At 65.6% G+C, this 22,789-nt stretch carries 20 protein-coding genes; 4 read left to right on the forward strand and 16 right to left on the reverse strand.

The features are described 5' to 3' along the window. Positions 1-14: 14 nt before the first annotated feature. The 9 genes from gspM to A7X65_RS20740 are packed head-to-tail and all read right to left on the reverse strand — an operon-like array spanning position 15 to position 7,506. A complete protein-coding gene (gene gspM / locus A7X65_RS20700) occupies positions 15-629 on the reverse strand; it encodes a type II secretion system protein GspM (protein WP_245323692.1) in 615 nt (204 codons plus the stop codon). Beyond that, entirely contained in the window at positions 626-1,663 is a 1,038-nt protein-coding gene (locus A7X65_RS20705; RefSeq protein ID WP_063688147.1) for a PilN domain-containing protein, read from the reverse strand. The genes gspM and A7X65_RS20705 overlap by 4 nt, the downstream gene beginning before the upstream one ends. Before the next feature lies 1 nt (position 1,664). After that, complete coding sequence (locus A7X65_RS20710) at positions 1,665-2,579, reverse strand: type II secretion system minor pseudopilin (RefSeq protein WP_063688149.1); 915 nt, start codon at positions 2,577-2,579, stop codon at positions 1,665-1,667. After that, positions 2,576-3,280 (reverse strand): hypothetical protein, encoded by a 705-nt coding sequence (locus A7X65_RS20715; protein WP_063690645.1) that lies wholly within the window; start codon positions 3,278-3,280, stop codon positions 2,576-2,578. The genes A7X65_RS20710 and A7X65_RS20715 overlap by 4 nt, the downstream gene beginning before the upstream one ends. Before the next feature lie 11 nt (positions 3,281-3,291). Beyond that, entirely contained in the window at positions 3,292-3,687 is a 396-nt protein-coding gene (locus tag A7X65_RS20720; protein ID WP_063688151.1) for a PulJ/GspJ family protein, read from the reverse strand. Then, positions 3,665-4,159, reverse strand: coding sequence for a prepilin-type N-terminal cleavage/methylation domain-containing protein (locus A7X65_RS20725; RefSeq protein WP_063688153.1), 495 nt, complete (start codon positions 4,157-4,159; stop codon positions 3,665-3,667). Before A7X65_RS20725 ends, A7X65_RS20720 begins: the two co-directional genes overlap by 23 nt. Continuing rightward, positions 4,122-4,577: a type II secretion system major pseudopilin GspG gene (gene gspG, locus A7X65_RS20730; protein WP_063688155.1), complete on the reverse strand. Its 456-nt coding sequence runs from the start codon at positions 4,575-4,577 to the stop codon at positions 4,122-4,124. Before gspG ends, A7X65_RS20725 begins: the two co-directional genes overlap by 38 nt. Before the next feature lie 23 nt (positions 4,578-4,600). After that, entirely contained in the window at positions 4,601-5,812 is a 1,212-nt protein-coding gene (locus A7X65_RS20735; protein ID WP_063688157.1) for a type II secretion system F family protein, read from the reverse strand. A gap of 5 nt (positions 5,813-5,817) precedes the next feature. Then, positions 5,818-7,506 carry a GspE/PulE family protein gene (locus A7X65_RS20740; RefSeq protein ID WP_245323696.1) on the reverse strand — a complete coding sequence of 563 codons (1,689 nt, stop codon included), beginning with the start codon at positions 7,504-7,506 and terminating at the stop codon, positions 5,818-5,820. 138 nt (positions 7,507-7,644) lie between these two features. On the opposite strand from A7X65_RS20740, the gene gspD reads away from it, so the two are divergent. Both gspD and A7X65_RS20750 read left to right on the forward strand, forming a co-directional pair. Next, a complete protein-coding gene (gspD, locus tag A7X65_RS20745) occupies positions 7,645-10,023 on the forward strand; it encodes a type II secretion system secretin GspD (protein ID WP_063688161.1) in 2,379 nt (792 codons plus the stop codon). Between the two features lie 4 nt (positions 10,024-10,027). Then, positions 10,028-10,624, forward strand: a complete 597-nt coding sequence (locus tag A7X65_RS20750) for a prepilin peptidase (protein ID WP_063688163.1) — start codon at positions 10,028-10,030, stop codon at positions 10,622-10,624. A gap of 133 nt (positions 10,625-10,757) precedes the next feature. On the opposite strand, the gene A7X65_RS20755 is transcribed toward A7X65_RS20750, so the two are convergent. The 4 genes from A7X65_RS20755 to A7X65_RS20770 form a co-directional block, all read right to left on the reverse strand. Continuing rightward, positions 10,758-11,300 carry a tetratricopeptide repeat protein gene (locus A7X65_RS20755; protein ID WP_430643236.1) on the reverse strand — a complete coding sequence of 181 codons (543 nt, stop codon included), beginning with the start codon at positions 11,298-11,300 and terminating at the stop codon, positions 10,758-10,760. A 62-nt stretch (positions 11,301-11,362) separates the two neighbouring features. Further along, the gene (locus A7X65_RS20760) at positions 11,363-12,463 is read right to left on the reverse strand and encodes an acyltransferase family protein (RefSeq protein ID WP_082885012.1); all 1,101 of its coding nucleotides are present in this window, start codon (positions 12,461-12,463) and stop codon (positions 11,363-11,365) included. Between the two features lie 332 nt (positions 12,464-12,795). Next, a complete protein-coding gene (locus A7X65_RS20765; RefSeq protein ID WP_245323724.1) occupies positions 12,796-13,554 on the reverse strand; it encodes a hypothetical protein in 759 nt (252 codons plus the stop codon). Between the two features lie 655 nt (positions 13,555-14,209). Further along, a complete protein-coding gene (locus tag A7X65_RS20770; RefSeq protein WP_063688169.1) occupies positions 14,210-16,966 on the reverse strand; it encodes a M10 family metallopeptidase C-terminal domain-containing protein in 2,757 nt (918 codons plus the stop codon). 291 nt (positions 16,967-17,257) lie between these two features. On the opposite strand from A7X65_RS20770, the gene A7X65_RS20775 reads away from it, so the two are divergent. Both A7X65_RS20775 and A7X65_RS20780 read left to right on the forward strand, forming a co-directional pair. Then, positions 17,258-17,482: a hypothetical protein gene (locus A7X65_RS20775; protein ID WP_430643237.1), complete on the forward strand. Its 225-nt coding sequence runs from the start codon at positions 17,258-17,260 to the stop codon at positions 17,480-17,482. 144 nt (positions 17,483-17,626) lie between these two features. Further along, positions 17,627-18,820 carry a CaiB/BaiF CoA transferase family protein gene (locus A7X65_RS20780; RefSeq protein ID WP_063688173.1) on the forward strand — a complete coding sequence of 398 codons (1,194 nt, stop codon included), beginning with the start codon at positions 17,627-17,629 and terminating at the stop codon, positions 18,818-18,820. A gap of 75 nt (positions 18,821-18,895) precedes the next feature. On the opposite strand, the gene A7X65_RS20785 is transcribed toward A7X65_RS20780, so the two are convergent. From A7X65_RS20785 to A7X65_RS20795, 3 genes are all read right to left on the reverse strand, one after another. Continuing rightward, on the reverse strand, positions 18,896-19,786 hold the full coding sequence (locus A7X65_RS20785) for an outer membrane protein (protein ID WP_063688174.1): 891 nt from the start codon (positions 19,784-19,786) through the stop codon (positions 18,896-18,898). A 440-nt stretch (positions 19,787-20,226) separates the two neighbouring features. Then, positions 20,227-21,096 carry an outer membrane protein gene (locus tag A7X65_RS20790; RefSeq protein WP_063688176.1) on the reverse strand — a complete coding sequence of 290 codons (870 nt, stop codon included), beginning with the start codon at positions 21,094-21,096 and terminating at the stop codon, positions 20,227-20,229. Positions 21,097-21,267: 171 nt separating this feature from the next. After that, positions 21,268-22,785: a tripartite tricarboxylate transporter permease gene (locus tag A7X65_RS20795; protein ID WP_063688178.1), complete on the reverse strand. Its 1,518-nt coding sequence runs from the start codon at positions 22,783-22,785 to the stop codon at positions 21,268-21,270. Positions 22,786-22,789 lie beyond the last annotated feature (4 nt).

Raw genomic sequence — 22,789 nt, forward strand, 5'->3', positions numbered from 1 at the left:
CCTGACGACGCGCCCTACTTCCCCGCCTGCCACTGGCCGGACACGCCCAGGATCACCCTGACGCGGCCGGTGGGGGCATCGCCGAGCGAAGTGGCCTGCGGCACCTGGACGTCGAGCTGCTCGACGAACAGGAACGGCATTCCGGCCTCGAGATCGTAGAGCAGCTTTTGCAGCGCCGGCTGTTCCAGCTCGCAGCTCACGACGAGACCGACGAAGCCGTCCTTCGCCTGCGCCCCTGTCACGTCGACCTGCGAGGACTGCACCGAGCCGCCGACACTGCCGACGGCGGCGGCGACCCGCTGCAACAGATTGGCGCCCGCCACCGTCACCGTCGGCCCTTCCAGGAACGGCGTGCCGGGATGCTCGGCCATTGCTGCCGCGGCGTTCTTGGCGCCACCCTTGCGGCCGCGCAGCTGGTCGAGCAGGTCGGAGGTCTCCGCCAGGGCCTGACGATGGGCGATGACATCGGCGATCGAAAGGCCCGCCATCAGCAACAGCCCGCCGGCGATGGCGAGATAGAGCGAGACCGCAATCAGCGGCGAGCCGGCGAGCGCCCGCGCCACACTGTTTCCGCTCGCGACCTTGCTGCCCACCGCGCTGATCTTGGCATTGCTCTTGGCGCTGCTCATGGCGCGTTCCTCGGCTCGACCTGCGCCTCGATATGGAAGCGCTCGCCGGGATCGGTGGGGCTGCGCGTCGTCGGGGCATAGAAGGTCGCGCGGGTGAAATGCTGGGACTGCTCGATCAGCGGGATCAGCGAGGGCGCATCGCGGGTGATGCCGCCGATCTGGATCTTGTTGCCGGCAAGATGCAGCTCGGTGACATAGGTGTGGTCGGGCAGCACCCGGCTCAGCGATTCCAGCACGATCACGCTCGCGGCGGTCTCGTATTTGCGCCGCTCGAGCAGCGCGAGCGGCGAGCGCTCGCCGCCGTCGCTGCCGCGGAGCGCGGCACGGCGCTGGGTGATCTGCCGTTCGAGCTCGCTCTGCTGCGTGCTGAGGCTGTCGGCGAGGTAACCCGCCGCGACAGACGCGGTCACCGCGGTGACCGCAGCAAGGGCCAGCACCGCCTGCAGCGTCCGGCTCAACCGCACCGGGTCGATCGCGCCGCGCGATCTCTGCTCGAACACCCTGATGCGGCGGCCCTCGGCCGCCTCCGTCACGATCGCGATCGCCGAGGGATGGAAGGCGGACACCGCCTCGACATAACCGAGTGCCAGCTTGCGCGGTGCCGCGGCGATCTCCGTGGTGATGCTCTCGCTGCCATGCGCCACGGGCGGACTGCACCCGAACACCGCGTCCGCGGCGCTCCACGGCGTCAGCCGGTCGATCTGCGCCCGCACGATGCCCTCGAGGAAATCGGCCGCACGGGCCGGCAGCTCCAGGGGGCGGAACAGGAAGCGCGTCGGCTGCAGCACGATCTCGACGCGGCTGCCCCGGACGATCTGGGCGAGATTGGCGCCGACGAACTTGCCGTCCTCGAAGCCGAGCTCCTTCGGCAAATTGTCGGTCTTGGCGGCCTCCAGCGCGAACGCGCCGCTCGTGGTCTCGACCAGCCGCACCACGCGCGGCGCCACCACCCGTTCCAGGGCGGTAACGATCGTGCCGGCGACGGTGCCGGTCCAGGCGTCGAGAATGCCGCGAAGGGAATCGAGCGAACTCATCTCACAAAGGCTTTCCGGCGGAGCCGTCATAGGCGTTGTGCCACGACAATACACGATACGGCTCATCGCCGCTGTCGAGAAGCAGGATCACGATCTCGGCCGAGCTGCGCCGATGCGAGGGCGCCTCGACGGCGACCGTCATCCGGTACGCGCGCGAGCCCTCGACCGTCGCATTGGCGCCTCCGGCGAGCCCCACCAGCGAACGCGGGTCGATCCTGGGATCGGCGCGATCGCGCAGCACCTGCTGCAGCGTTTCCGGGGTCATGCCCGGCAGCGCCGCCACCACCTGCGGCGCGGCGTCGAGCACGTTCACCGTTCGCATATTGCTGAACACCGTGACGAAGGGCAGCACGCGCTCGACCACGGCGGCCGGGATGCCGCGCACCAGCCACAGCTCGTCGCTGTGCGGAAACGGCGCGTGACGCGGCAGATACGACGCCCCGAGCGTGCGGTAGAAAGCATCTTCGGGATTGTCCTGTCCGGCTTCCGTAGAGGTGCGCCAGGCGAGGATCCTGTCGGCATAGACGGGCGCATCCGTCGCGGAGACGCCGAGCGCCGTCATCAGCCCTGCGAGCAACGGCTTCGGCGCCATGTTCAGATCGATGCGCGCCGCCTCCGAGCGGAACGTCACGCTGACCCGGCCGGCCCCGACGCGGGCATTGAAGGTGCCGCTGGTCGGGCGCACGGCTTCGTTCTGTACCGTCAGCCGGTAGGCGGCGAGCTCGAGCCCGGCGTTCACCAGCGCATCGGCCTGCAACCGGTCCGCGTTGACGGCGACCGTGACCGCTGTGTTGGTGACATAGGTCAGGTAGATCAGCGCGAGCGCAGCCAGCGACGCCAGCATCCAGAGCACCGCGACGACGATGAAGCCGCGGCTGTCGCCAAGCCTTGCCCGCTCCTGCCCTGCGCCCTTCACAGCTGCTGCTCCTGCTTCTCGGGCTGCTGCGACCGCGTGCCTGCGGTCACGCAGGTCGCCGGGTTCTTGGCCCGCGCGCATTCGGCCGGAGCCGTGATGTGCGGGATCACCGCGCCCGAGACCGCCAGCACCTGGCCGGTGGTGCTGTTGCGCACGGTGACGCGGATGCGCTCCGGCAATTGCGTCTGGCCGCGCCAGGTCGGCTGCCACTGACCGTCAGGCCCGGCATAGGTGAAACTGACGCGGAACGGCGCGCGGACCAGCACGACCTGGTCGAGGAAGCGGACCTGCCCGTCCGCCGGCATCGGCTGGAAGGTGGCGCGCTCGCGCACCAGCGCCAGCCCCTGCGCATCGGCCTTCTCGATGAAGCGGATGATTTCGAGCCCGGGACGCGCGCTGGGACCGAGCGCGGTGCGCAGGAACGTCACCGACAATTCGGCACCGTCGAACAGCGGCCCCTTGGCGTCGCCGTTGACGGTGATCTGCTCGGCGACCGAGAGATCGGCGACGATACGGTCGAGCCCGGTTGCGAGCCGCTCGGCCCGCTGCACCCGCGCGATGCCGCGATTCCAGTTCGGCAGCCATTGCGCCGTCACCGTCGCCAGCGCCGCCAGGATGACCGTCATCAGCAGCGTCGCCAGCAACACTTCGAGCAGGGTGAAGCCCGCCTCGTCGGCCAGTGCGCGGCGCAGGCGTTTCATCGCGAGGTTCTTCACTGCGAAGCCCTCGGCACCAGCTTCACCGTCGTGATCTGGATCGCAGCGCCGTCGGCGCGCTGCAGCCGCAGATTGACGGCCATCGGCACGAAGCGATCGGTTGCGGGATCTCCGCCCGCCACGTTCATCGGCGCGACGTCGAGGCGCCAGCGGCTGCCGGCGAGTTCGCCGCTGCGCCGGCCGGGCTTCAGCAGACCCCGTGCCGGCAGGTCCGCGAGCAGGGTCTCGGCGGTGCCGGCGAGCGCCATATGCTGGTCGATCGCGCGCGTACCCCGGGTCGTGGTGGCGATGACAGAGCCGATCGTCCCGAGCACGACAGCGATGATCGCGAGCGCGACCAGCGCCTCGATCAGCGTGAAGCCGGCGGCATCAGAGCAGCTTCTGCGGGACAATCTCGACGCCTCCGGTCAGCCAGTTGACGCGCACTTCATAGCCCATGCCGGGCCGCGCCAGCGCGATGGTTCCACCGCACGACATGCCCGACGGAAAGAAGTCGATGGACCGTCCCGCCGCGCGATCGGCGCAGCGCGAGGCCAGCATCGCCTGCACCACCACGTCGCGCGGCAGGCGGATGGTCTGCCCCGTGACGCCGGAACGGATCGATCGCCCCTCCGCATCCACCTGCGTCGTCACCCGCACCTGGCGGCGCAGCGCCGCATTGCGGTCCGCCTTCAGCAGCGCGGCGGTCTCAACCGCGTAGCTTTCCAGCTTCGCCCGCGTCGTCGTGCGCGGGATCGCGGGCAGGATGATCGCCGCAAGCATGCCGATGATCGCGAGCACGCACAGGATCTCGATCAGCGCGAAGCCGCGCGTATCGCGGATGCCCTCAGCGCGCGCCGCTGACAATGTCGGCTGCCGTTCCACTGCCGCCTTCCTGACCGTCCGATCCGAGCGAAATGATCTCGTAGGGCGCGCTCGCGCCCGGCGAACGATAGACGTAGATGTGGCCCCACGGATCGTTCGGCACCACGCCGCCGCGCAGATAGGGCCCGTTCCAGCCGGATTGATTGGTGTTGCGGGTGAGCGCGTTGAGGCCTTCGTTCGAGGTCGGGTAGCGCCCGAGATCGAGATAATACAGATCGAGCGCGCTGGAGAAGCTCTCGATCTGGATCTTCGCCGCCTTGGCCTTGGACTCGCTGAGATAGTTCAGCACCCGCGGACCGACCAGCGCCATGATCATCCCGATGATGGTGATGACGACCAGCATCTCGACAAGGGTGAAGCCCGCCTCCCCGCGGCCGTCTCGCCGGCGGCTGCGCCGTGCGGATCGATGTTTGGTCACTTCAAGCTTCTCCCGTTCCCTGCCTATCCGACAATCTGGCTCACCGACATCAGCGCCGTCATCACCGACGTGATCAGGCCGCCGACGACCAGCGAGATCGCGATGATCGCCGCCGGTCCCGCAATGCCGACGGCGCGGTCCAGCATGCGCTGCAACTTGGCTTCGTAGAATTCGGCGACGCGCCCCGACAGCATCGGCAATTGCCCGGTCTCGTCGCCGAGGCGGAGCATGCGCACGGCCATGGCCGGCAGCGCTTCCGTCTCGGCCAGCGCGTCGGAAAGTTTCGAGCCGTGGCGGACGCGGTCGGCAGCTTCGCTCCAGACCGTGGACGGACCGGTCGTCGCCATCATGTCGGTCAGGATGCGCAGCGTGGTGGTGAGATTGACGCCGCTGCCGAGCAGCAGGCCGAGATTGCGGCAGAACAGCGCCGTCCGGTACGCGTTCATCAGGTTGCGGATCGCCGGCAGGCGCGTGATCGCATTGGTGAGGCCGTGACGGACACGCTCGCGCCGCAGCAGGAGCCAGGCGGCTGCGATGGTACCGGCGAGTCCGGCCAGCACCGCGTCCGAATTGCTGCGCAGGACGGTGGAGATATTGAGGAAGACTCCGACGACCGGATCGACCTTGGCGCCGAAATCCTGCAGCACGGATGCGAACTGCGGAAGCACGAAGGTGAGGAAGAACAGCAGCACGCAGCCGGCTGCGCCGAGCACGAAGATGGGGTAGCGGATCGCGTCCGACAGCCGGCGCCTCAGCGCCTCGCTGCGCGCGCGTTCGCCGGCCAGAACCTCCAGCACCTGATCGAGCGAGCCCGAGGCCTCGCCGACACGCACCAGCGCGATATACATCGGCGGAAACAGCCCCTCGTGCCGCGCCAACGCCTCGGCGAAGCTTTCGCCCGAGACGACGCGCGAACGGATGTCGGCAACGATCGGACGCAACCGGCCGAAATCGGGATCGGCCGCGAGCAGCTCCAATCCGTCGTTGATGCGGGCGCCGGCGCGGAGCAGCAGGGCGAGGTCGCGGGTGAAGATGGTGACGTCTTCCGGCTTCGGCCGGTTGAAGAGGCCGCTCACACGGCCGGCCGCGCCGCCCTCTTCCGGTGTGACGTTGTCGACGAGGACGAGGCCGAGCCGCTCGATCCGCTGCGCGACATCGCCGGGCGCAGGCGCGGCGATGGCGCCGGAGACCAGTTCACCGTTGGCGTTGAGCGCGCGGTAACGATAGTTCGGCATGGGCGTCAGCGCACCGTCGTGACGCGGAAGACCTCGGGCACGGTGGTGAGCCCGGCCCGGCATTTGGCGACCGCGTCCTCCAGCATCGTCGTCATGCCGCCGCGCATCGCGGCGGCGTCGATCGAATGGGAATCGGTTTGCGGTCCGACCAGCGAGCGCACCTCGTCGGACATTTCGAGGATCTCGAACACGCCGTTGCGGCCGCGATAACCGGTGCCGCCGCAGCGTTCGCAGCCGCCGGCTTCGTGGATGACCTCGCCGGCCTTGAAGCCGATGACGGCGAAGCGCGGGTCCTTGGCGATGTCGGCCTCGGTCAGCGCATGCGGCACCTTGCAGCGATCGCAGAGCACGCGCACCAGGCGCTGCGCCACTACGGCACGCAGCGTGGACTTAAGAAGGAAGCCCTCGATGCCGAGATCGATCAGGCGCGGCACGGCCGCCGCCGCCGTTTCGGTGTGCAGCGTCGTCAGCACGAGATGGCCGGTCAGCGCGGCGTGAATCGCAATATGGGCGGTCTCGGCGTCGCGGACTTCGCCGACCATGATCACGTCGGGGTCCTGACGCACGAAGGCGCGCATGGCCGTGGCGAAGGTCAACCCGATCGACGGCTTGACCTGGGACTGGTTGATGCCGGGAATTTCGTATTCGACGGGATCCTCGATGGTGAGGATCTTTCGCGTCGGCTCGTTCAGGATCGACAGCATGGTCGCGAGCGTCGTGGTCTTGCCGCTGCCGGTCGGACCCGTCACGACGATCATGCCGTGCGGCATGGCGAGCAGCCGCGTCATCACGCTCTCGTCACGCGCGGCGAGGCCCAGCCTGCTCATCTCCAGGAGGCCGCGGTCGCGCGGCAGAAGACGGATGACGGCGCTCTCGCCGTGCTGCGTCGGCATGGTGGCGACGCGGACGTCGATCTCGCTGCGGCCGACGCGCACGCGCGCGGCACCGTCCTGTGGCAGGCGGCGTTCGGCAATGTTGAGGCTGGCGAGAATCTTAATGCGCGAGATCAGCGCCTGCGGCGGGATGCCGTGCGGCGACGGCAACGCACGTAGCAGGCCGTCGACACGCATGCGCACCGCAAGTCCGGCGCGGAACGGTTCGACATGGATGTCACTCGCGCGCAAGTCCACCGCGCGCTCCAGGAGATCGTTGAGCGCACGCACCACCGGCGCACCGCTGGCGAGATCGCGCAGGCTTTCGATATCGTCGTCGGACTGCTGCGCGACGCTCCTGCCGCTTCGATCGGCATGTGCGTCGTCGGCCTCAGCCCGTTGATCGAGCACCGTCGTAATGTCCTCATATGACGCTACGACGACATCGACCGACGTTCCGAACACGATTTCGGCGGCGCGGATGGCAGCGGTGTCGGAGGGGTCGGCGACCGCCAACCGAAACACGTCATTGGTCGAACTGAAGGGAAAGATGGTGGATTCACGCAGAAAACGGCGCGAAAAGCCGTCCAGACGGGGCGTGGCCGCGAGCAGTTGCGGAAGGCTCAGCCGTGGCAGCGCAAAATAATCGGAGACTTCATCGGCGAATTCGGCCGCGGAGAGATCGGTCGCCTCCCACAATTCGCGCAAGGGACGCGTGAGCGCGGGATTGGCCGACTTGTCGACATGGGCGTGTGCCCGCGGCGGCAGTGAATATTTGTCCAGGAGGTGCTGCCGGAAGCTATCTGCGGAACGGTCGCGCATCGCATTCACAGCGTTGACCTTGTTACCTGAATGCAACAACTTCGGCGGGTCATGGGCGACCCTTTGCCCTTGACTTATTTCTTAGCAAAAACATAATCGTGGCGCAAACAATTGCGCGTCCGAACCGAGGGGGATCGGATGCAATTTCCCATCACTCCTAGCGTTGGCAGGCGTATTTTGTTCGAGGTGGTCCAGCCGCTTTTGCGACTCCGCTCAGCGTTGCCTGGAACGCTCGTCCTGTTGTCATCCGCCTTCCTGCTCGGTGCCTGCATCGTCACCGCCGACCAGTCGATCGAGGCCGATCCAAAGGATCCTCGCGCCCAGGACATCGCTGACAAGATCCGCTCGCTCGACCTGCAGCCGCGGCAACCTGCGGATGCGGGCGCTGGCGGCATAGCCCAGTCGAAGTCGTCCAAGCCCGCGATCTATCTCAGCGATGGTGCATCGCCGCAAGGCGGCGCACTGGCCGAGCGCGACGATGGCGGCGGCAGCGGCTACGACCTCAACTTCGAGAATGCGCCTGTCGCGTCCGTCGCAAAGGTCATCCTTGGTGACGTATTGAATGTCGGCTACACGATCGACCCGCGCGTGCAGGGCACCGTGACGCTGGCCTCGGTGCGGCCCGTGCCCAAGGCCGACGCGCTTTACGTGCTGGAGAACGCGCTGCGCATGTCCGGTGTCGCGCTGGTCCGTGACCGCAGCGGCTATCGCCTGCTGCCGGCGCCGGAAGCCGGCCCCGGCGGGGTCGATCGTTCTGTGAATGCGGCGGCCGGGCAGGGCATCACGGTGGTGCCGCTGCGCTATGTCTCGTCGCAGAACATCTTCAAGCTGCTCGACGCCTTCGGCGTGAAGGCCTCGACCATGCGTGTCGACAACGCCCGCAACACTCTGATCGTCAGCGGCAGTGGTAGCGACCGTGCGACCGCGGTCGACACCATCCTCTCCTTCGACGCGGACTGGATGCGCGGACAATCGGTCGGCATCTTCCCGGTGCGCAATTCCTCGCCGGAGCCCGTCATCACCGAGATCGAGAAGATCATGGATTCCGGTGAAGGCGGCATGAGCCAGAACGTGATCAAGTTCCAGCCGATCGCGCGGATGAACTCGATCCTGGTGGTGAGCCAGAAGCCGGAATATCTCAAGCGTGCGCAGACCTGGATCGCGCGGCTCGATCGCTCCGACACCGAAGGGGTGAACCTGAAGGCCTATCCGCTGCGCTACGGCAATTCCAAGCTGATCGTCGCGCTGCTGAACGACATGCTGCTCAACCAGGGCTCGGCGAGCAGCTCGACGCTCGACAGCGCGTCGACCCAGATCTCGCCCGGCGCCGGCATGTCGACGACGACCTCCACCAATCCCGTGGCATCGCTGAGCGCACTGCCGACCGCCGCCGCGGGCGCGGCAACGCCCATCACCGCACCTGCGGGATCATCGCTCAGCGCCCGTCCCGCTCCGGCCGCCTCGGCGACCCCGGCGCAGGACAATGCGCTCGGTGGTCCCTCGGGCGGCGCGAAGCCCGGTCTCAACAGCATTCTCCAGAACGTGCGGATCACCGCCGACGTCACCAACAACGCCGTGCTCGTCTACGCCAACCAGGAGGCGCAGCGCATCGTCGAGCAGACCATACGCCAGATCGACCGGCCGCAGCGCCAGATCGCGATCGAGGCGACGATCGCCGAGGTGACGCTGAACGACCAGCTGAATTACGGCGTGCAGTTCTTCCTCGCGAGCAAGAAGGGCTCGATCTCCAACACCGTTTCGGGCATCAGCAACAGCGCCACGATCGGCAGCAACACCGAGGCAGCCAGCAACGCGGTCAATGCCGCCGCCGGCGCCCTGCTCGGCCGCGCGCTGCCGGGCTTCAACTTCCTGATCGGCGCCGAGAACTCGCCGCGCGTCGTGCTCGACGCCCTGCACGGCATCACCAACGTCAAGGTGCTGTCGAACCCGTCGCTGGTGGTGCTGGATAACCAGCCCGCGACCTTGCAGGTCGGCGACCAGGTGCCGTTCTCGACGGGCACTGCGACCGTGCTGACCGCCAACAACACCGTGGTCAACACCATCGACTACAAGAACACCGGCATCATCCTGCGCGTGCTGCCGCGCGCCAACGCCAACGGCAACGTCGTGCTCGACATCGAGCAGGAGATCTCGAGCGTCGCCGCCGGCAGCGCCAACTCGCTGACGCCGACGATCTCGCAGCGCCGGGTCAAGAGCTCGATCGCCGTGACGAGCGGACAGACCGTGCTGCTCGCCGGCCTGATCAGCGAGACCGAGAACAGGCAGCGCCAGGGCCTGCCGATCCTGGATTCCATCCCCGGCGTGGGCGATGCCTTCTCGCATCAGACCAATGCGCGCAGCCGCACCGAGCTGATCCTGTTCATCCGTCCGACCGTGATCAAGGACGGCGTCGATGCGCACGTCATCGCCGAGGAGATGCGCAGCAAGATGAACGGCCGCCTGGTCGGGACCAGCAATCCCGTGGTCACCGTGTCCCCGCCCGGGGCGGTACGCTGACCGCGTGATCAGACAGGTGGCGAACGACGGCACGGGCCCCTCGCTCGCGCTCGGCATCGCCCTGCTGCTGAGCGTGTTCGCAAGCCTCGTCACCGCGCCGGGCGCCGAAGGCCTGTATGGCGCGTTCCTGGCGGCCCTGATGCTGGCGATCGCGGCCCACGATGCCCGCCACTACCTCATTCCGAACGAGCTGACGGGCGCGGCCTTCGCGCTCGCCCTGCTGCGCGCCGCGGCGTTCGTGCCCGATATCGGCCTGGAGGCGCTGCTCTGGCCGCTCGTCCGCACCGTCGTGGTGGCGGTGCCGCTGCTGCTGCTGATGGTGCTCTACCGGCACTGGCGCGGCCGCGACGGGCTCGGGCTCGGCGACATCAAGCTCGCCGGGGTCTGCGGCGCCTGGCTCGACCTTGCGACCGTGCTCGCGGTGATCGAGCTTGCCGCCCTGCTCGCGATCGCCGCCTACGCCGCCAATGCTGCGTTGCAAAAGAGGCCGCTGCGCGCGACAGCCTTCCTCCCGTTCGGACTGTTCCTCGCACCGGCGATCTGGATCGGCTGGCTGGGCGAGACCTGGTACGCCAACTGGCTCGGCGGCTGGCCCGGCTAAGGCGCGATGCTGTCGGGATAAATCGCGATCACGGCGCAGGCGCGCCCCGCTCGCCCCCTACTGTGCATGGGGTTGTTTTCGCACTTTTGTCTTGGAGGGACGCGAACGGCCGAGGGGAGTTAGGCGCCCGCGGTCAATGCTCGCGGCTCGGCGCCCATTCCAGCGCCCGCAGGCGGGCCTGGGCGATCTCTCCGCGCGTCATCTTGGTGGTGACGGCGTCGCGGATCCGGGCCCGCGCCTCGCGCGCCGGAGGCGGCGCTGCGGCCGTCGAGAGGTTCAGCCATTTGGAGGCCTCGACGATGTTCTGCGGCACGCCGAAGCCGCGGTCGTAGAGCAGGCCCAGGGAATATTGGGCACGGCTGTCGCCCTGCTCCGCCGCGCGGCGGTACCACATCGCGGCCTCCGTATAGTTCTGCGGCACGCCGCGCCCGGTCTCGAACAGGAAGCCGAGATAGGTCTGCGCCGCCGCATTGCCGCGCTCGGCCAGCGGAATGAAGATGCGGGAGGCCCTCGCATAGTCCTGGCGCTGGAACGCGGAGACACCCTGGCGGAGCGATTGGGCAGAGGCCGGCGCGGCGAGCGCGAGCATCGGTGCTGCGATCGCAAAAGCAAGGACCGCAAGCCGCAGCGACCGCACCAGGCGACCGTCATCCAGACCGGGACGTGACTCACTCATCATCCGACTTCCCATCGACTGCACTTGCGCGAGGTTAGTCCGGTCCCGTGACGGAATCCACATCAGGATTGCTGGCCTCCGGCATACGCTTTCGCGGCCGGCCCGCTGCGCCACTGCCGCGACGGCCGGCCGAGAGCCGACTTTATCCAGTCCGACACGCGATGATAGTGCCGCTCGAAAACAAGCGCGAAGACGAATGCGAGGGCGTTCGCCACGACGATGGCGAACAACATCCTCCAGATCGTCGCATCCGGCCAGAGTGCGAAGATCAGCCGCAATATCGTGAGATGGATCAGGAAGAGCGAGAAGGAATAGTCGGCAGCGACATTGATCAGCGCAGCCAGGCGCTTCGGTATGATGCGGACGCGCTGCGTGACAAGGACCAGGCTGAAGAACGCCATGACCAGCATGGGATACTGCCGCAGGGTGGCATCATCGCCCGGCGTCAGCTCGATCAGCCACGTGGTCAGCGTCACGACGAAGGCCAGGCACCAGAAGGCGACATTCACCCGGTATTCGACCACGGTTTTCGCGATGTAGTAGGAGGCGAAGGCCAGAAGCCACAGCACGAACAGCGCCCGATCGGTCCCCGGGATGTTGGAGAAGTAGGCGAGCGGCATGAACGAGAATGGCGCGGCAATGAGGCAGCACAGCAGAACGTTCTTGCCCCGCAGCAGGAAGTACAACGCGCCCACGAAGAAGTAGATGTGAAATTCGACCGCAACCGACGTCAGCTGCCCTGCCGTTCCGAACGTGCTCACGCTGAGGCAGCAAGGCACGTTCTGCTGCATCAGCAAGCTGCCGATGAATGTCTTCAAGTCGACCCGGTCGGCCTTGATGTCGAGGCCGTACCATTGGATGGCAAGGGCCACCAATCCGATAGCCAGGATTGCGGGCAGATAGGCCGTGTAGATTCGCGCGAACCGTTCGATGCCGAAATCGACAATGCCGTAGGACGGCGACTTCGACTTGGTGTCGAGGGTATAGGCGATAAGAAAGCCGGAGAGAACGAAGAACAACAACACCCCGTCGGTGGGCGCGCTCGTCGATCCCATTCCTCCGAAATTCCAGGCATGACCAATGCAAACCACTTGGGCCGCGGCGGCTCTCAGGAGATTCAGGGTGACGGAGGTGTCATTCTTCGCCGGGTCCAAGGTAAACATAAAGCCGAGAGTTCCCTACCGTAGCGGCGCCGCTTTCAAGTCCAGCCTTGCCTCGCAAGTTCCGGCCCCGGGCTGCGCGGCGGCAGGCCGTTGGCTTCAGCTCAATGCCTTAGCCCCGGACCAAGCTCCGAACAATCCGTTTGGGGCTCAGCCTTGGGCCTCGGATAAGACTTTGACATCCTGACGGAACTTAATCAACGCAGCGCCCTTCTGGACTGCTGCGGTCGAGCGTCCGTTCGCCACCAAACCGCCCGCCCCCTCCCGGCAAGAAAAAGGCCCCGGGCGATTGTCGCCCGGAGCCTCGTGGATCAGATCAGTCGATGATCAGGGGGTTACTTGTAGCCGCCCGCCGACGCCGGGGTGGTGTCGGTGCCGTTGCCGTTGATCTGATTGTCGCCATAGGACAGCACGCTGCCCACCGTCGCCGATCCGAAATTGTTGACGATCATGGACCGGCCGATGCGAATGGTCGCCGCACCGCCCTGACCAACGCCACTGCCGGCGCTCTCGGAGATGTCGCTGTTGTTGACCTGAACATTGGACGAACCCTGAGCGTTCAGGCCGAGGAAGTTCCTATTGATGGACGTGTTGTTGATCAAAACCTTGGCGCTGCCGGCGCCGCTGGGTTGGATCAGAACGCCGTTCCCGTCCGCAGCCGAACCATTGTGCGAGACGAGGCTGTCCCGGATCAGCAGCAGCGCATTCGCGTTCGAAGGCGTGAACGAGACGCCAGCCCCGCCGGCAGAATTGAAGTTCCTGATGAAGCTATGCTCGATGACTACGGAGGCCGCCTGCAGGATGTTGACGCCCTTGATCCCGGTGCCGGCGCCATCGATGTCGAGGCCGCGCAGCACGATATGGTCAGTCGCGGCTGCGTTGACGTTGATGCCGTTGACGCCAGATGCCAGGACGCCGCCGATGACGCCTTCGCAATAGACCGAGATCGCCTTGACGATTGTGAGGGTACCGAACCCGCCCGGGTCGAGACAGTTGATCTCGCCGCCCGCCGCCGTCTTCGAGATCGCGCCAGCGAAGGTCTTGCAAGGCGCGGTGCGGCTGCACGGATTGGCGTCGTCGCCAACGCCGGACACCCAGGTTCTGGTGGCCTGGGCGTGAGCCGGCTGCGACGCCAGGACCGGTAAGAGCATTCCCGCAAGTAAGGCAAAGAGTGCAATTCGACGCATTTCATCCTCCCGAAATAGAGCTGAGGCCCAGCTCATTGCCATGCACAATTCATCGTCTGCCGCAGCTTCGCTTCCGCGGACCTACGGCATCACATTCCAAATGTCAGTGGAACTTCCCCCGCCGTTGTCGGCGCTCGCAATCGGACCTTCGTGTTCAAAATTATTAGGTACGCAAGGCTACTGGGAAAAATGGAAACAGTCTTGTCTTTTCTCATCGCGCAACTGTTGCGTGATGGATCGCGAGGCTTCTAGTGGTCGGCGCTGGATCGGGCAAGGTTCAATTTGACGTAGTTTTTTTATCGTCCTTATCGTGATCCGACACAAGAGGTCCTCGGCGACAACGCGGGTCTCTCGACGACAACGAGGGCCTTTGCGTTGCTCACTTGTCGCGCACAACCCCCGGGCGCAAGGCTAGACGCTGGTTGTGACAGACAGACCGCGCCGGGCTGCGTCGATTCGACGCGACGAGCCGCTGGCCGGCAGAGCAGTTCGTGCAGAGAGTCGGAGAAGTCGTCGATAGCCGTAACGGTTATCGCCTGAAGCGATTCCGTTGCGAGAGCGCTCAGGTCAACAGATGCCAGGCGACGCCCGCGGGGGCAGTCCCGACGATGGCATCGACGTTGAGATCCTGATGAAAGCTCGTCTCAAGTGCCTGAAGTGCAGTGCTCGTGCCCGAAACGATCCCACCCACCGCATTGCCGGTGACGTTGCCGTTCGTGTCCGTGTTCCAGACCGTGTACTGGTCGGCACCCGACAGGTGCAGCGCGACTTCGAAGCCGGTGGCCGTCTGTTCCGCGCCGATGAAGGCCCAATTGCCGAACTGACCGATCGTGACCGGCGAGCCGGAATATTTGAGCACGGGACCAGTCCCGCCCGAGCTGGGGTTCAGATAGTAGTTCCCGCCCGATTGCACGAGACTGGTCGCACCGAACGATTCAATCACCGTGGCAGCGGCGCCAGGCAGGCCAATCGTTCCGTCGCCATTGAGATCCTGGTGGAAGCTCGTCTCGAGCGCTTCGAAAGCCTGGCTGGTTCCCGAGACGACGCCGCCCACCGCGTTGCCATTGACGTTGCCGTTCGTGTCCGTGTTCCAGACCGTGTACTGGTCGGCACCCGTCAGATGCAGCGCAACCTGGAAGCCGCTGGCGGTCTGTTCGGCGCCGATGAAGGTCCAATTGTCGAACTGACCGATCGTGACCGGCGAACCCGAATATTTCAGCACGGGACCGGTCCCGCCCGAACTGGGATTCAAATAGTAGTTGCCGCTCGATTGCACCAAGCTGGTCGAACCGAAGGATTCGATGACCGAGGCCGGGGCGCTCGGCAAGCCAATCGTGCTGTCACCGTTGAGATCCTGGTGGAAGCTCGGCTCGAGCGCTTGCAAGACCTGGCTGGTCCCCGAGACGACCCCTCCCGCCGCGTTGCCGGTGACGTTGCCGTTCGTATCGGTGTTCCAGACAATGTACTGATCGGCACCGGTCAGATGCAGTGCGACTTCGTACCCGCTGGCAGTCTGTTCGGCGCCGATGAACGCCCAACCGCCGAACTGACCGATCGTGATCGGCGAACCCGAATATTTCAGCACGGGACCGGTCCCGCCCGCACTGGGGTTCAGGTAGTAGTTTCCGCTCGATTGCACGAGGCTGGTCGCCCCGAAGGATTCGATCACAGTGGCGGCGGCGCTGGGCAATCCAATCGTGCCGTCGCCATTGAGATCCTGATGGAAGCTCGTCTCGAGCGCCTCCAAGCCCTGGCTGGTCCCGGAAACAATCCCACTCAGCGCGTTGCCAGTGACGTTGCCGTTCGTATCGGTGTTCCAGACGATGTATTGATCGGCACCGGTCAGATGCAGTGCGACTTCATAACCGCTGGCGGTCTGTTCTGCCGCGATGAACGCCCAGTTGCCGAACTGGCCGACCGTCACCGGCGAACCGGAATATTTCAGCACGGGACCCGTGCCGCCTGAGGTTGGATTGAAAGAGTAGTTGTTGTTCGTCTGCACCAGGCTGGTTGCACCGATCGCTTCGATCACAACATTGCTGAGAAGGCTTGCAAGCGTCGCACTCGAGACCGTCTGATCCGCAAACTGGAAACTCTCGACACCAGTGACGGTATCGATGCCGTCAGGCGCGCCGGAGCGGTGGTCGGTGATCGTGAAGGTCTGCGTGGTGGAATTGTAGGCCAGGCCATAATTCGCGTAATTGCCCGAATACACCGCCGTGTCGGTGCCCGCCCCGCCGATGATGCTGTCGTTGCCGCCGCCGCCGGTGATCGTGTCGTTGCCGGAACCGCCGTTCAGGGTGTTGGCGATGGCGTTGCCGAGGATGGTGTCGTTGCCGGTGCCGCCGATGGCGTTGTCGATGTAGGAGCGCGCATCGCCGTTGTAGAGATAGGCGTTGTAGACGTTGCCGGACGCGTAATGGCCGTTGCCGAGATTGGCCAGTTGCGTCGTGGAGAACAGTGACGAGGCGCCGGGATTGAGGTTGATGCTGAGATTGGTCGTGTAGTTCGACAGGTCGTAGGTATCGACACCGCCGCCGTCCCAGACCGTCTCATAGATGCGGTTGGCCGAACCGCCTGTGCCGCCGCCCGGCGCGAGCTGCCCGACGCCGTTGATGAACTCCTGGCCCGTCGTCGCATTCCAGCTGTAGACCGTGTTGCCGCTCTGGGTCGAATAGTTCGCGCCGTACATCGACTGCAGCGCGAGGATATCGTTGGCCATATAGGTCTGCGGATATCCGTACGACTCGTTGGTGTAGCCGCTGGTCGTCGATCCACCGACATAGCTGCGATAGCTCATGACGGTGTATTCGCTGTCGTCATGCGCGCTCGGCACCGCGACGTTGGCGGGGCCACCGGCCTCCTGGCCGTGCTTGAGACCGAGAGCGTGGCCGAGCTCATGCAGCGCGGTCGTGAAATAGTAGTTGCCGAGCTTGGCCAGCGAGTAATTGTACTGGGTGCCGAACCATACATCGCCCCCCGCCGAATAATTGCCGGGGTAGTAGGCGTAGGAGGTTGGATTGGCCGACGGGGACTGCGCGACCATAATGTCGGCGCTACCGGTCCCGTTGAACTGGATCGTGGCGTTGGTGTAGCCGAGGATCAGACCGATCGCGTAGGTAATCGCCGCCTGCATCTGGGTCGGCGCCGATGCGAAACCCGACGCGGTCGGTTCGCTGCTGCCGCCGGAATAGGGATTGGAATAGTCGCTCGGCGAATCCGGAAAGCTGTAGCTGATCGTGCCGGTCCATTTGTAGCCCGACAGCAGGCCGTCGATCTCGGCATTGTTGGTGGCACTGACGGAAACAGCGGTAGCCAAGGAACTCTCCGGAGCAACGTAGGACGGATTGATTCGCGACGCAGGCGCTTGATTCTAGTTTGAGAGTGCTACGTTTGGTTTAAATTGGGCGTCGGGCGGGCGGCGCTGCGGTAACCTCGCATTAGCCATTAATTTCCGTAGTGATACGGATCGGCGCCGGGCATCCCCGCTCCGCGTGTAGCCTGTTCCGTAAAGGAAACTATGAAACTGGGTCCACTTGCGGCCGGTCTGATCGGAGCCGTGGCGATGCTCGCCGGGCCGGACCATCTACCCATCGGAGAACTGCCTGCCATGGCCTCGAAAGCCAATGCGGACGACAGTGGCAAGCCAAGCGCCAAGGCGGGGCGCGCGCCCTCCATGCCAATGGCGCGCGATCCTTCCGCCGCGGTGGCGGAAGAATTCGAAGCCGCCCGCCGGGCGGGCACGCGGGAAGCGTTCGAGCTCTTCATCGCGCGCCACGGCGATGATCCGCTGGCCGAGCAGGCGCGCGCCGAGCTCAAGCGCCTGCCGCGCTGACCCCGTGCGCAAGCAGGGCAGGCAGCGTCGGGCCAGCTTCGATCAGGCCTGCATTTTGACAGGCGGCATCCGCGTCGAGGCCGTCTTGCCCCCTGACGTTTCGGCCTTATGGTGGCTTCACAATCTGTCCCGGAGCCGCTCAAGATGCCCTTTCCGCATGCCTCGGAAGCCCTGTCGCGCTTCACCGTGCTCGATCTGACCCGCGTCCGGTCCGGGCCCACCTGTGTGCGTCAGCTCGCGGACTGGGGCGCGAACGTGATCAAGATCGACGCGCTGACGGAGGATGCCGGCGGCGAGCAGCCGGGCGGGCCGCGGCGGGGCTCCGACTTCCAGAATCTGCATCGCAACAAGCGGGCGATGACGCTGAACCTGAAGGACGAGCGCGGGCTCGCGGTGTTCAAGCGCCTCGCCGCCAAGGCCGACGTCGTGGTCGAGAATTTCCGCCCCGACGTGAAGAAGAAGCTCGGCATCGACTATGAGAGCCTTGCCGCGATCAACCCGCGCATCGTCTATGGCAGCATCTCCGGCTTCGGCCAGGACGGGCCTTATCACAAGCGGCCGGGCTTCGATCAGATCGCCCAGGGCATGGGCGGGCTGATGTCGATCACGGGCGCCCCGGGCGAAGGTCCGATGCGGGTCGGCATTCCCGTCGCCGACCTCACCGCCGGCCTGTTCTGTGCCATGGGCATCCTCACCGCATTGCTCGAGCGCGAGGTCTCGGGCAAGGGCCAGTGGGTGCAGACCTCGCTGCTGCAGGCCCAGATCTTCATGCTCGACTTCCAGGCCGCGCGCTGGCTGATGGAGAAGGAGGTCGCCAAGCAGGCCGGCAACAACCACCCGACCAGCATCCCGACCGGCGTGTTCAAGACCTCGGACGGCTACATCAACATCGCCACGACCGGCGGGCGAATCTGGGAGCGCTGCGCGCAGGCGATCGGCGCGCCGGAGCTCTACAGCCATCCGGATTACGCGACGGCGCCTTCACGCTCCAAGAACCGCGACACGCTCAACGCCGAGATCGAGAAGCGCACGGTGACGAAGTCGACCGAGACCTGGGTGCGCGAGCTCAACGATGCCGGCGTGCCGTGCGGGCCAATCTACGCCATCGACCAGATGTTCGAGGACGCCCAGGTCAGGCATCTCGGCATCGCCCAGGACGTGCCGAACGACGAGGGCCGGCATATCCAGCTGGTCGGCCAGCCCGTGACGCTGTCGCGCACGCCGAGCAGGATGGTGGCACGGCCGCCGGAATTCGGCGAGCAGACCGACGAGGTGCTGAAGGAATTCGGCTTCGGTGCGGACGAGATCGGCAAGCTCAGGGACGCAAAGGTCGTGTGAGCGCCTCGCCCGGCGTCGCCAAGGAAAAGCCCGGCGTTCACGCCGGGCTTTTTGCATCGTGCCTCACTAAGGCGCTCAGGTGCCGCTGAAGCGGTAGTTCACGCCGAGGCGCAGGATGTTGTCGGTGACATGCGAGCGATAGCCCACGACCAGCGGCGCGCCGCTGAGCGCGATCACGGGCGTCGTAAGCGAACCCGACACCGTTCCGAGATCGACATAGAGATATTCGAGCCGCGCGCTCCAATTGTCGGCAAAGGCGCCTTCGACGCCGGCGCCCGCGGTCCAACCGACCTTCGTCGTGCTACTGCCAAAGCTTGCCGCAACCGGCGTGAACGTGCCGCCATCGGCGCCCGCAAAGCCGCCGACATTGATCGCGCTCACGCTGCCCGAGGTGGAGATGCGGCCATAGGCGAGACCGCCGGTGCCGTAGAGCAGCACGCGCGGCGTCACGGCAATACCAAGCCGGCCTCGGACGGTGCCGAACCAGTCGAGCTTCTGGGTGAGATTGAACGCAACAGGCAGCGCGGGGTCGAACGTGTTGTCGCCGCGATGGCCCGGGGTGCAGACGCCATCCTGCAAGCCGTCCGGCGCACCGGCGCACAATGCCGCAAGACTGCCTTTCTGGCCGCTGGCCTGGAAATCGGCTTCAACGCCGAACACGACCATCTCGCGCTGCCAGTTGTAGCCGATCTGTCCGCCGCCGGTGACGCCGTCGAGATCGAACCTGCCGGGGCTCGAGCTGAGCAGCGCACCGCTCCTGCTGTCGGCGAAGTCCGCCGTGGCCGCCGAGCGGCCCCAGCCATAGCCGACGTTGAGGCCGGCATAGAAGCCGCTCCAATTGTATCCGGGATCGACCGCCACCGGCGGCGCCTTGGTGTAAATGTGCGGCACCGCCAGATCGGCAGCGAAGGCCCGCGGCGCGAGCATCATGGCGATCGCCGCCGCAGCCAGCAAAGTTCGTGTCATCAATCTTCCCTCGAGAATTGGCATTGCCTGTTCGCCTGCTTGACAGATGCGCGGGCGATTCAGTGCCGCGACACTAGGGAAGCGCCGCCGCCGCCGCGTCGTGCGTTCGAAGGTCACTCGTTTGAAGGAGACAAGGCAGCCGAGGGCGGGTGCAAGGCATGCATGGGCGATCGAGGGGATCTCGAAAGCACCAGTATTTCAGAGCAGTTTGATAATCTCGATGAGCTTTGCGGGCCGGCGCGATGTCGCCGGAGCAAGCTCAATGCGATCGCTCCGACAATGCGATCAGTGCAAATCAGGCTGGGGATGTGGCACGGCTGCAACTCGCACGCGGCACGCTTGCGACCATCCGCGCGGCACCGCCGTCAGGACATCCGGACAGAAACGACAAAGCCCGGCGCGGGGCCGGGCTTTGCTTCTTGTTGACGCCTTTGTTGATCTCAGTACTTGGCGACCACCGGGCCGCCGAACTGGTAGTTGATGCCGGCGCGCAGGATGTGATCGGTGAAGCGCGACGAGGTATTGGCAGCGATCGCAGAAGCCGGCGCGAGCGTGAACGGACCGGCGGAGAAGCGGCCCAGATCCATGTAGAGATACTCGAGCTTCGCGCTCCAGTTCTGGGTGATCTTGCCTTCGACACCGGCGCCGACGGTCCAGCCGACGCGCGTATCCGAACTCGTGCCGACGGACGCGATCGCGACACCAGCGGGGGTGAAGCCGGTCATGGTGCCCGTGGTCTTGATTTCGCCGAACGCCACACCGCCGGTGCCGTAGAACAGCACCTTGGGAGTCGCGAGGATGCCGACGCGGCCGCGAACCGTGCCGAACCACTGGAGATGCTGATCGATCGTCAGTGTCGTGCCGGCCAGGCCGCCGGCGGGAAGGAAGGTCAACCCAGGAAGACAGGGACCACCGGCAGGCGCGACGCCGCCGCAGTTGAAGAACGCGCTGCCCTTCTCACCCGACCACTGCAGGTCACCCTCAATGCCGAACACCCAGTTGGCGCGCTGCCAGTTGTAGCCGGCCTGACCGCCCGCGACACCACCGTTCATGTCGAACGATGCGCTGGTGATGGAGCCAGCCGGAGGCACGATCACCGCACCAGTCGCTGTGTTGTTGTAGGTGACGTCGGTGCGCGAACGGCCCCAGCTGTAACCGCCGTTGGCGCCGATGTAGAAGCCGGTCCAGCTCCAGACCGGATCGACCATGATCGGAGCCTTGACGTAGGGCTTTGCCGCGAGATCAGCAGCCAGTGCGCCCGTCGCGAACAGCGACATCGCCGCTGCCATTCCAATCACAATCCGCTTCATGGCAATTCCTCTTCCCCGCACAATTTTGTGATCAAAATATACCCGGCTCCCTGCCCTGGGGCTGTGCCGCGCCAGCAACATCGGGAAATAATCGAGCCTAAAGTAGTACCGGTATCAGAACGCCACCACCTTCCCTAAGCCATTGATTTGGAACAACGTTGTCCTAGGGCGCTACGGCGATGTCGTCCTGGTCCGCTGCGTCAGTCCGACGCGGCCCAGTACACTGTCGATGACTGGCCAGAACAGCAGCACGATCGCCAGAGTCGTGATTGAGCCGACCAGGCCGTTCGACCAGAACACCCCAAGCTTTCCACCAGAGCCGATCATCGAGAGGCGGAAGGCATCCTCGGCACGGTTGCCGAGCACGAGCGCGAGGGTGAACGGCGCCAGGGGAATGCCGATCTTCTTGAACACATAGCCGACGACGCCGAAGCCGAGCATCAGCCAGATATCGAACATCGCGTTCTGGATGGCATAGGCGCCGATGGCGCAGGACACCACGATCATCGGCGCCACCGCCGCGAACGGCACGCGCAGGATCGAGGCAAAGATCGGCACCGTCGTCAGCACCAGCACGAGGCCAACGACATTGCCGAGATACATCGAGGCGATCAGGCCCCAGACGAAGTCCTTGTGCTCGACGAACAGCAGCGGACCCGGATTGAGCCCCCATACCATCAGGCCGCCGAGCAGGATCGCCGCGGTGCCCGAGCCGGGAATGCCGAGCGCCAGCATCGGCAGCAGCGCCGAGGTGCCGGAGGCATGCGCCGCCGTCTCCGGCGCGAACACGCCCTCGATGCGGCCCTTGCCGAAGCTCTCGGAGTCCTTGGAGAAGCGCTTGGCGAGGTTGTAGCCCATGAACGACGCCGCGATCGCGCCGCCCGGGGTGATGCCGAGCCAGCAGCCGATGAAGGAGGAGCGCAGCAGCGTCACCCAGTACTTCGGCAGGTCCTTCCAGACCCCGAGCACGACGCGCAGCGAGATGCTCGCCGCGTGTCCGCGCAGCGCCAGGCGCTCCTCCATCGTCAGCAGGATCTCGCTGATCCCGAACAGGCCGATGACGGCGACCAGGAAGTTGATGCCACGGAGCAGCTCGGCCGAGCCGAAGGTCATGCGCAGATTGCCCGACACGGTGTCCATGCCGACGCCGGCGAGCAGAAGGCCGAGCGACATCGAGATGACCGTCTTGTGCTTGGCTTCGCGCCCGAGGCCGACAAAGGAGCAGAAGGTCAGCAGATAGACCGCGAAGAACTCGGGCGGCCCGAACTTAAGCGCGAAGGACGAGATCATCGGCGCAAGGAAGGTGATCAGCAGCACCGCAACCAGCGAGCCGATGAAGGACGACGTGAACGCCGCGGTCAGCGCCTCCGCCGCCCGGCCTTGCTGCGCCATCGGATAGCCGTCGAACGTGGTCGCGACCGACCAGGCTTCGCCGGGGATGTTGAACAGGATCGAGGTGATCGCGCCGCCGAACAGCGCGCCCCAGTAGATGCAGGACAGCATCACGATGGCCGAGGTCGGATCCATCGTGAAGGTCAGCGGCAGCAGGATGGCGACGCCGTTGGGGCCGCCGAGACCCGGCAGCACGCCGACAAAGATGCCGAGCACCAGCCCGACCATCATCAGGACGAGCGTCTTCCACGTGAGCAGGACGGCGAAGCCGTGAAGCAGGAGACCGAGAGCTTCCATCGTT

The organism is Bradyrhizobium stylosanthis, from assembly GCF_001641335.1.
Lineage (GTDB): Bacteria > Pseudomonadota > Alphaproteobacteria > Rhizobiales > Xanthobacteraceae > Bradyrhizobium > Bradyrhizobium stylosanthis.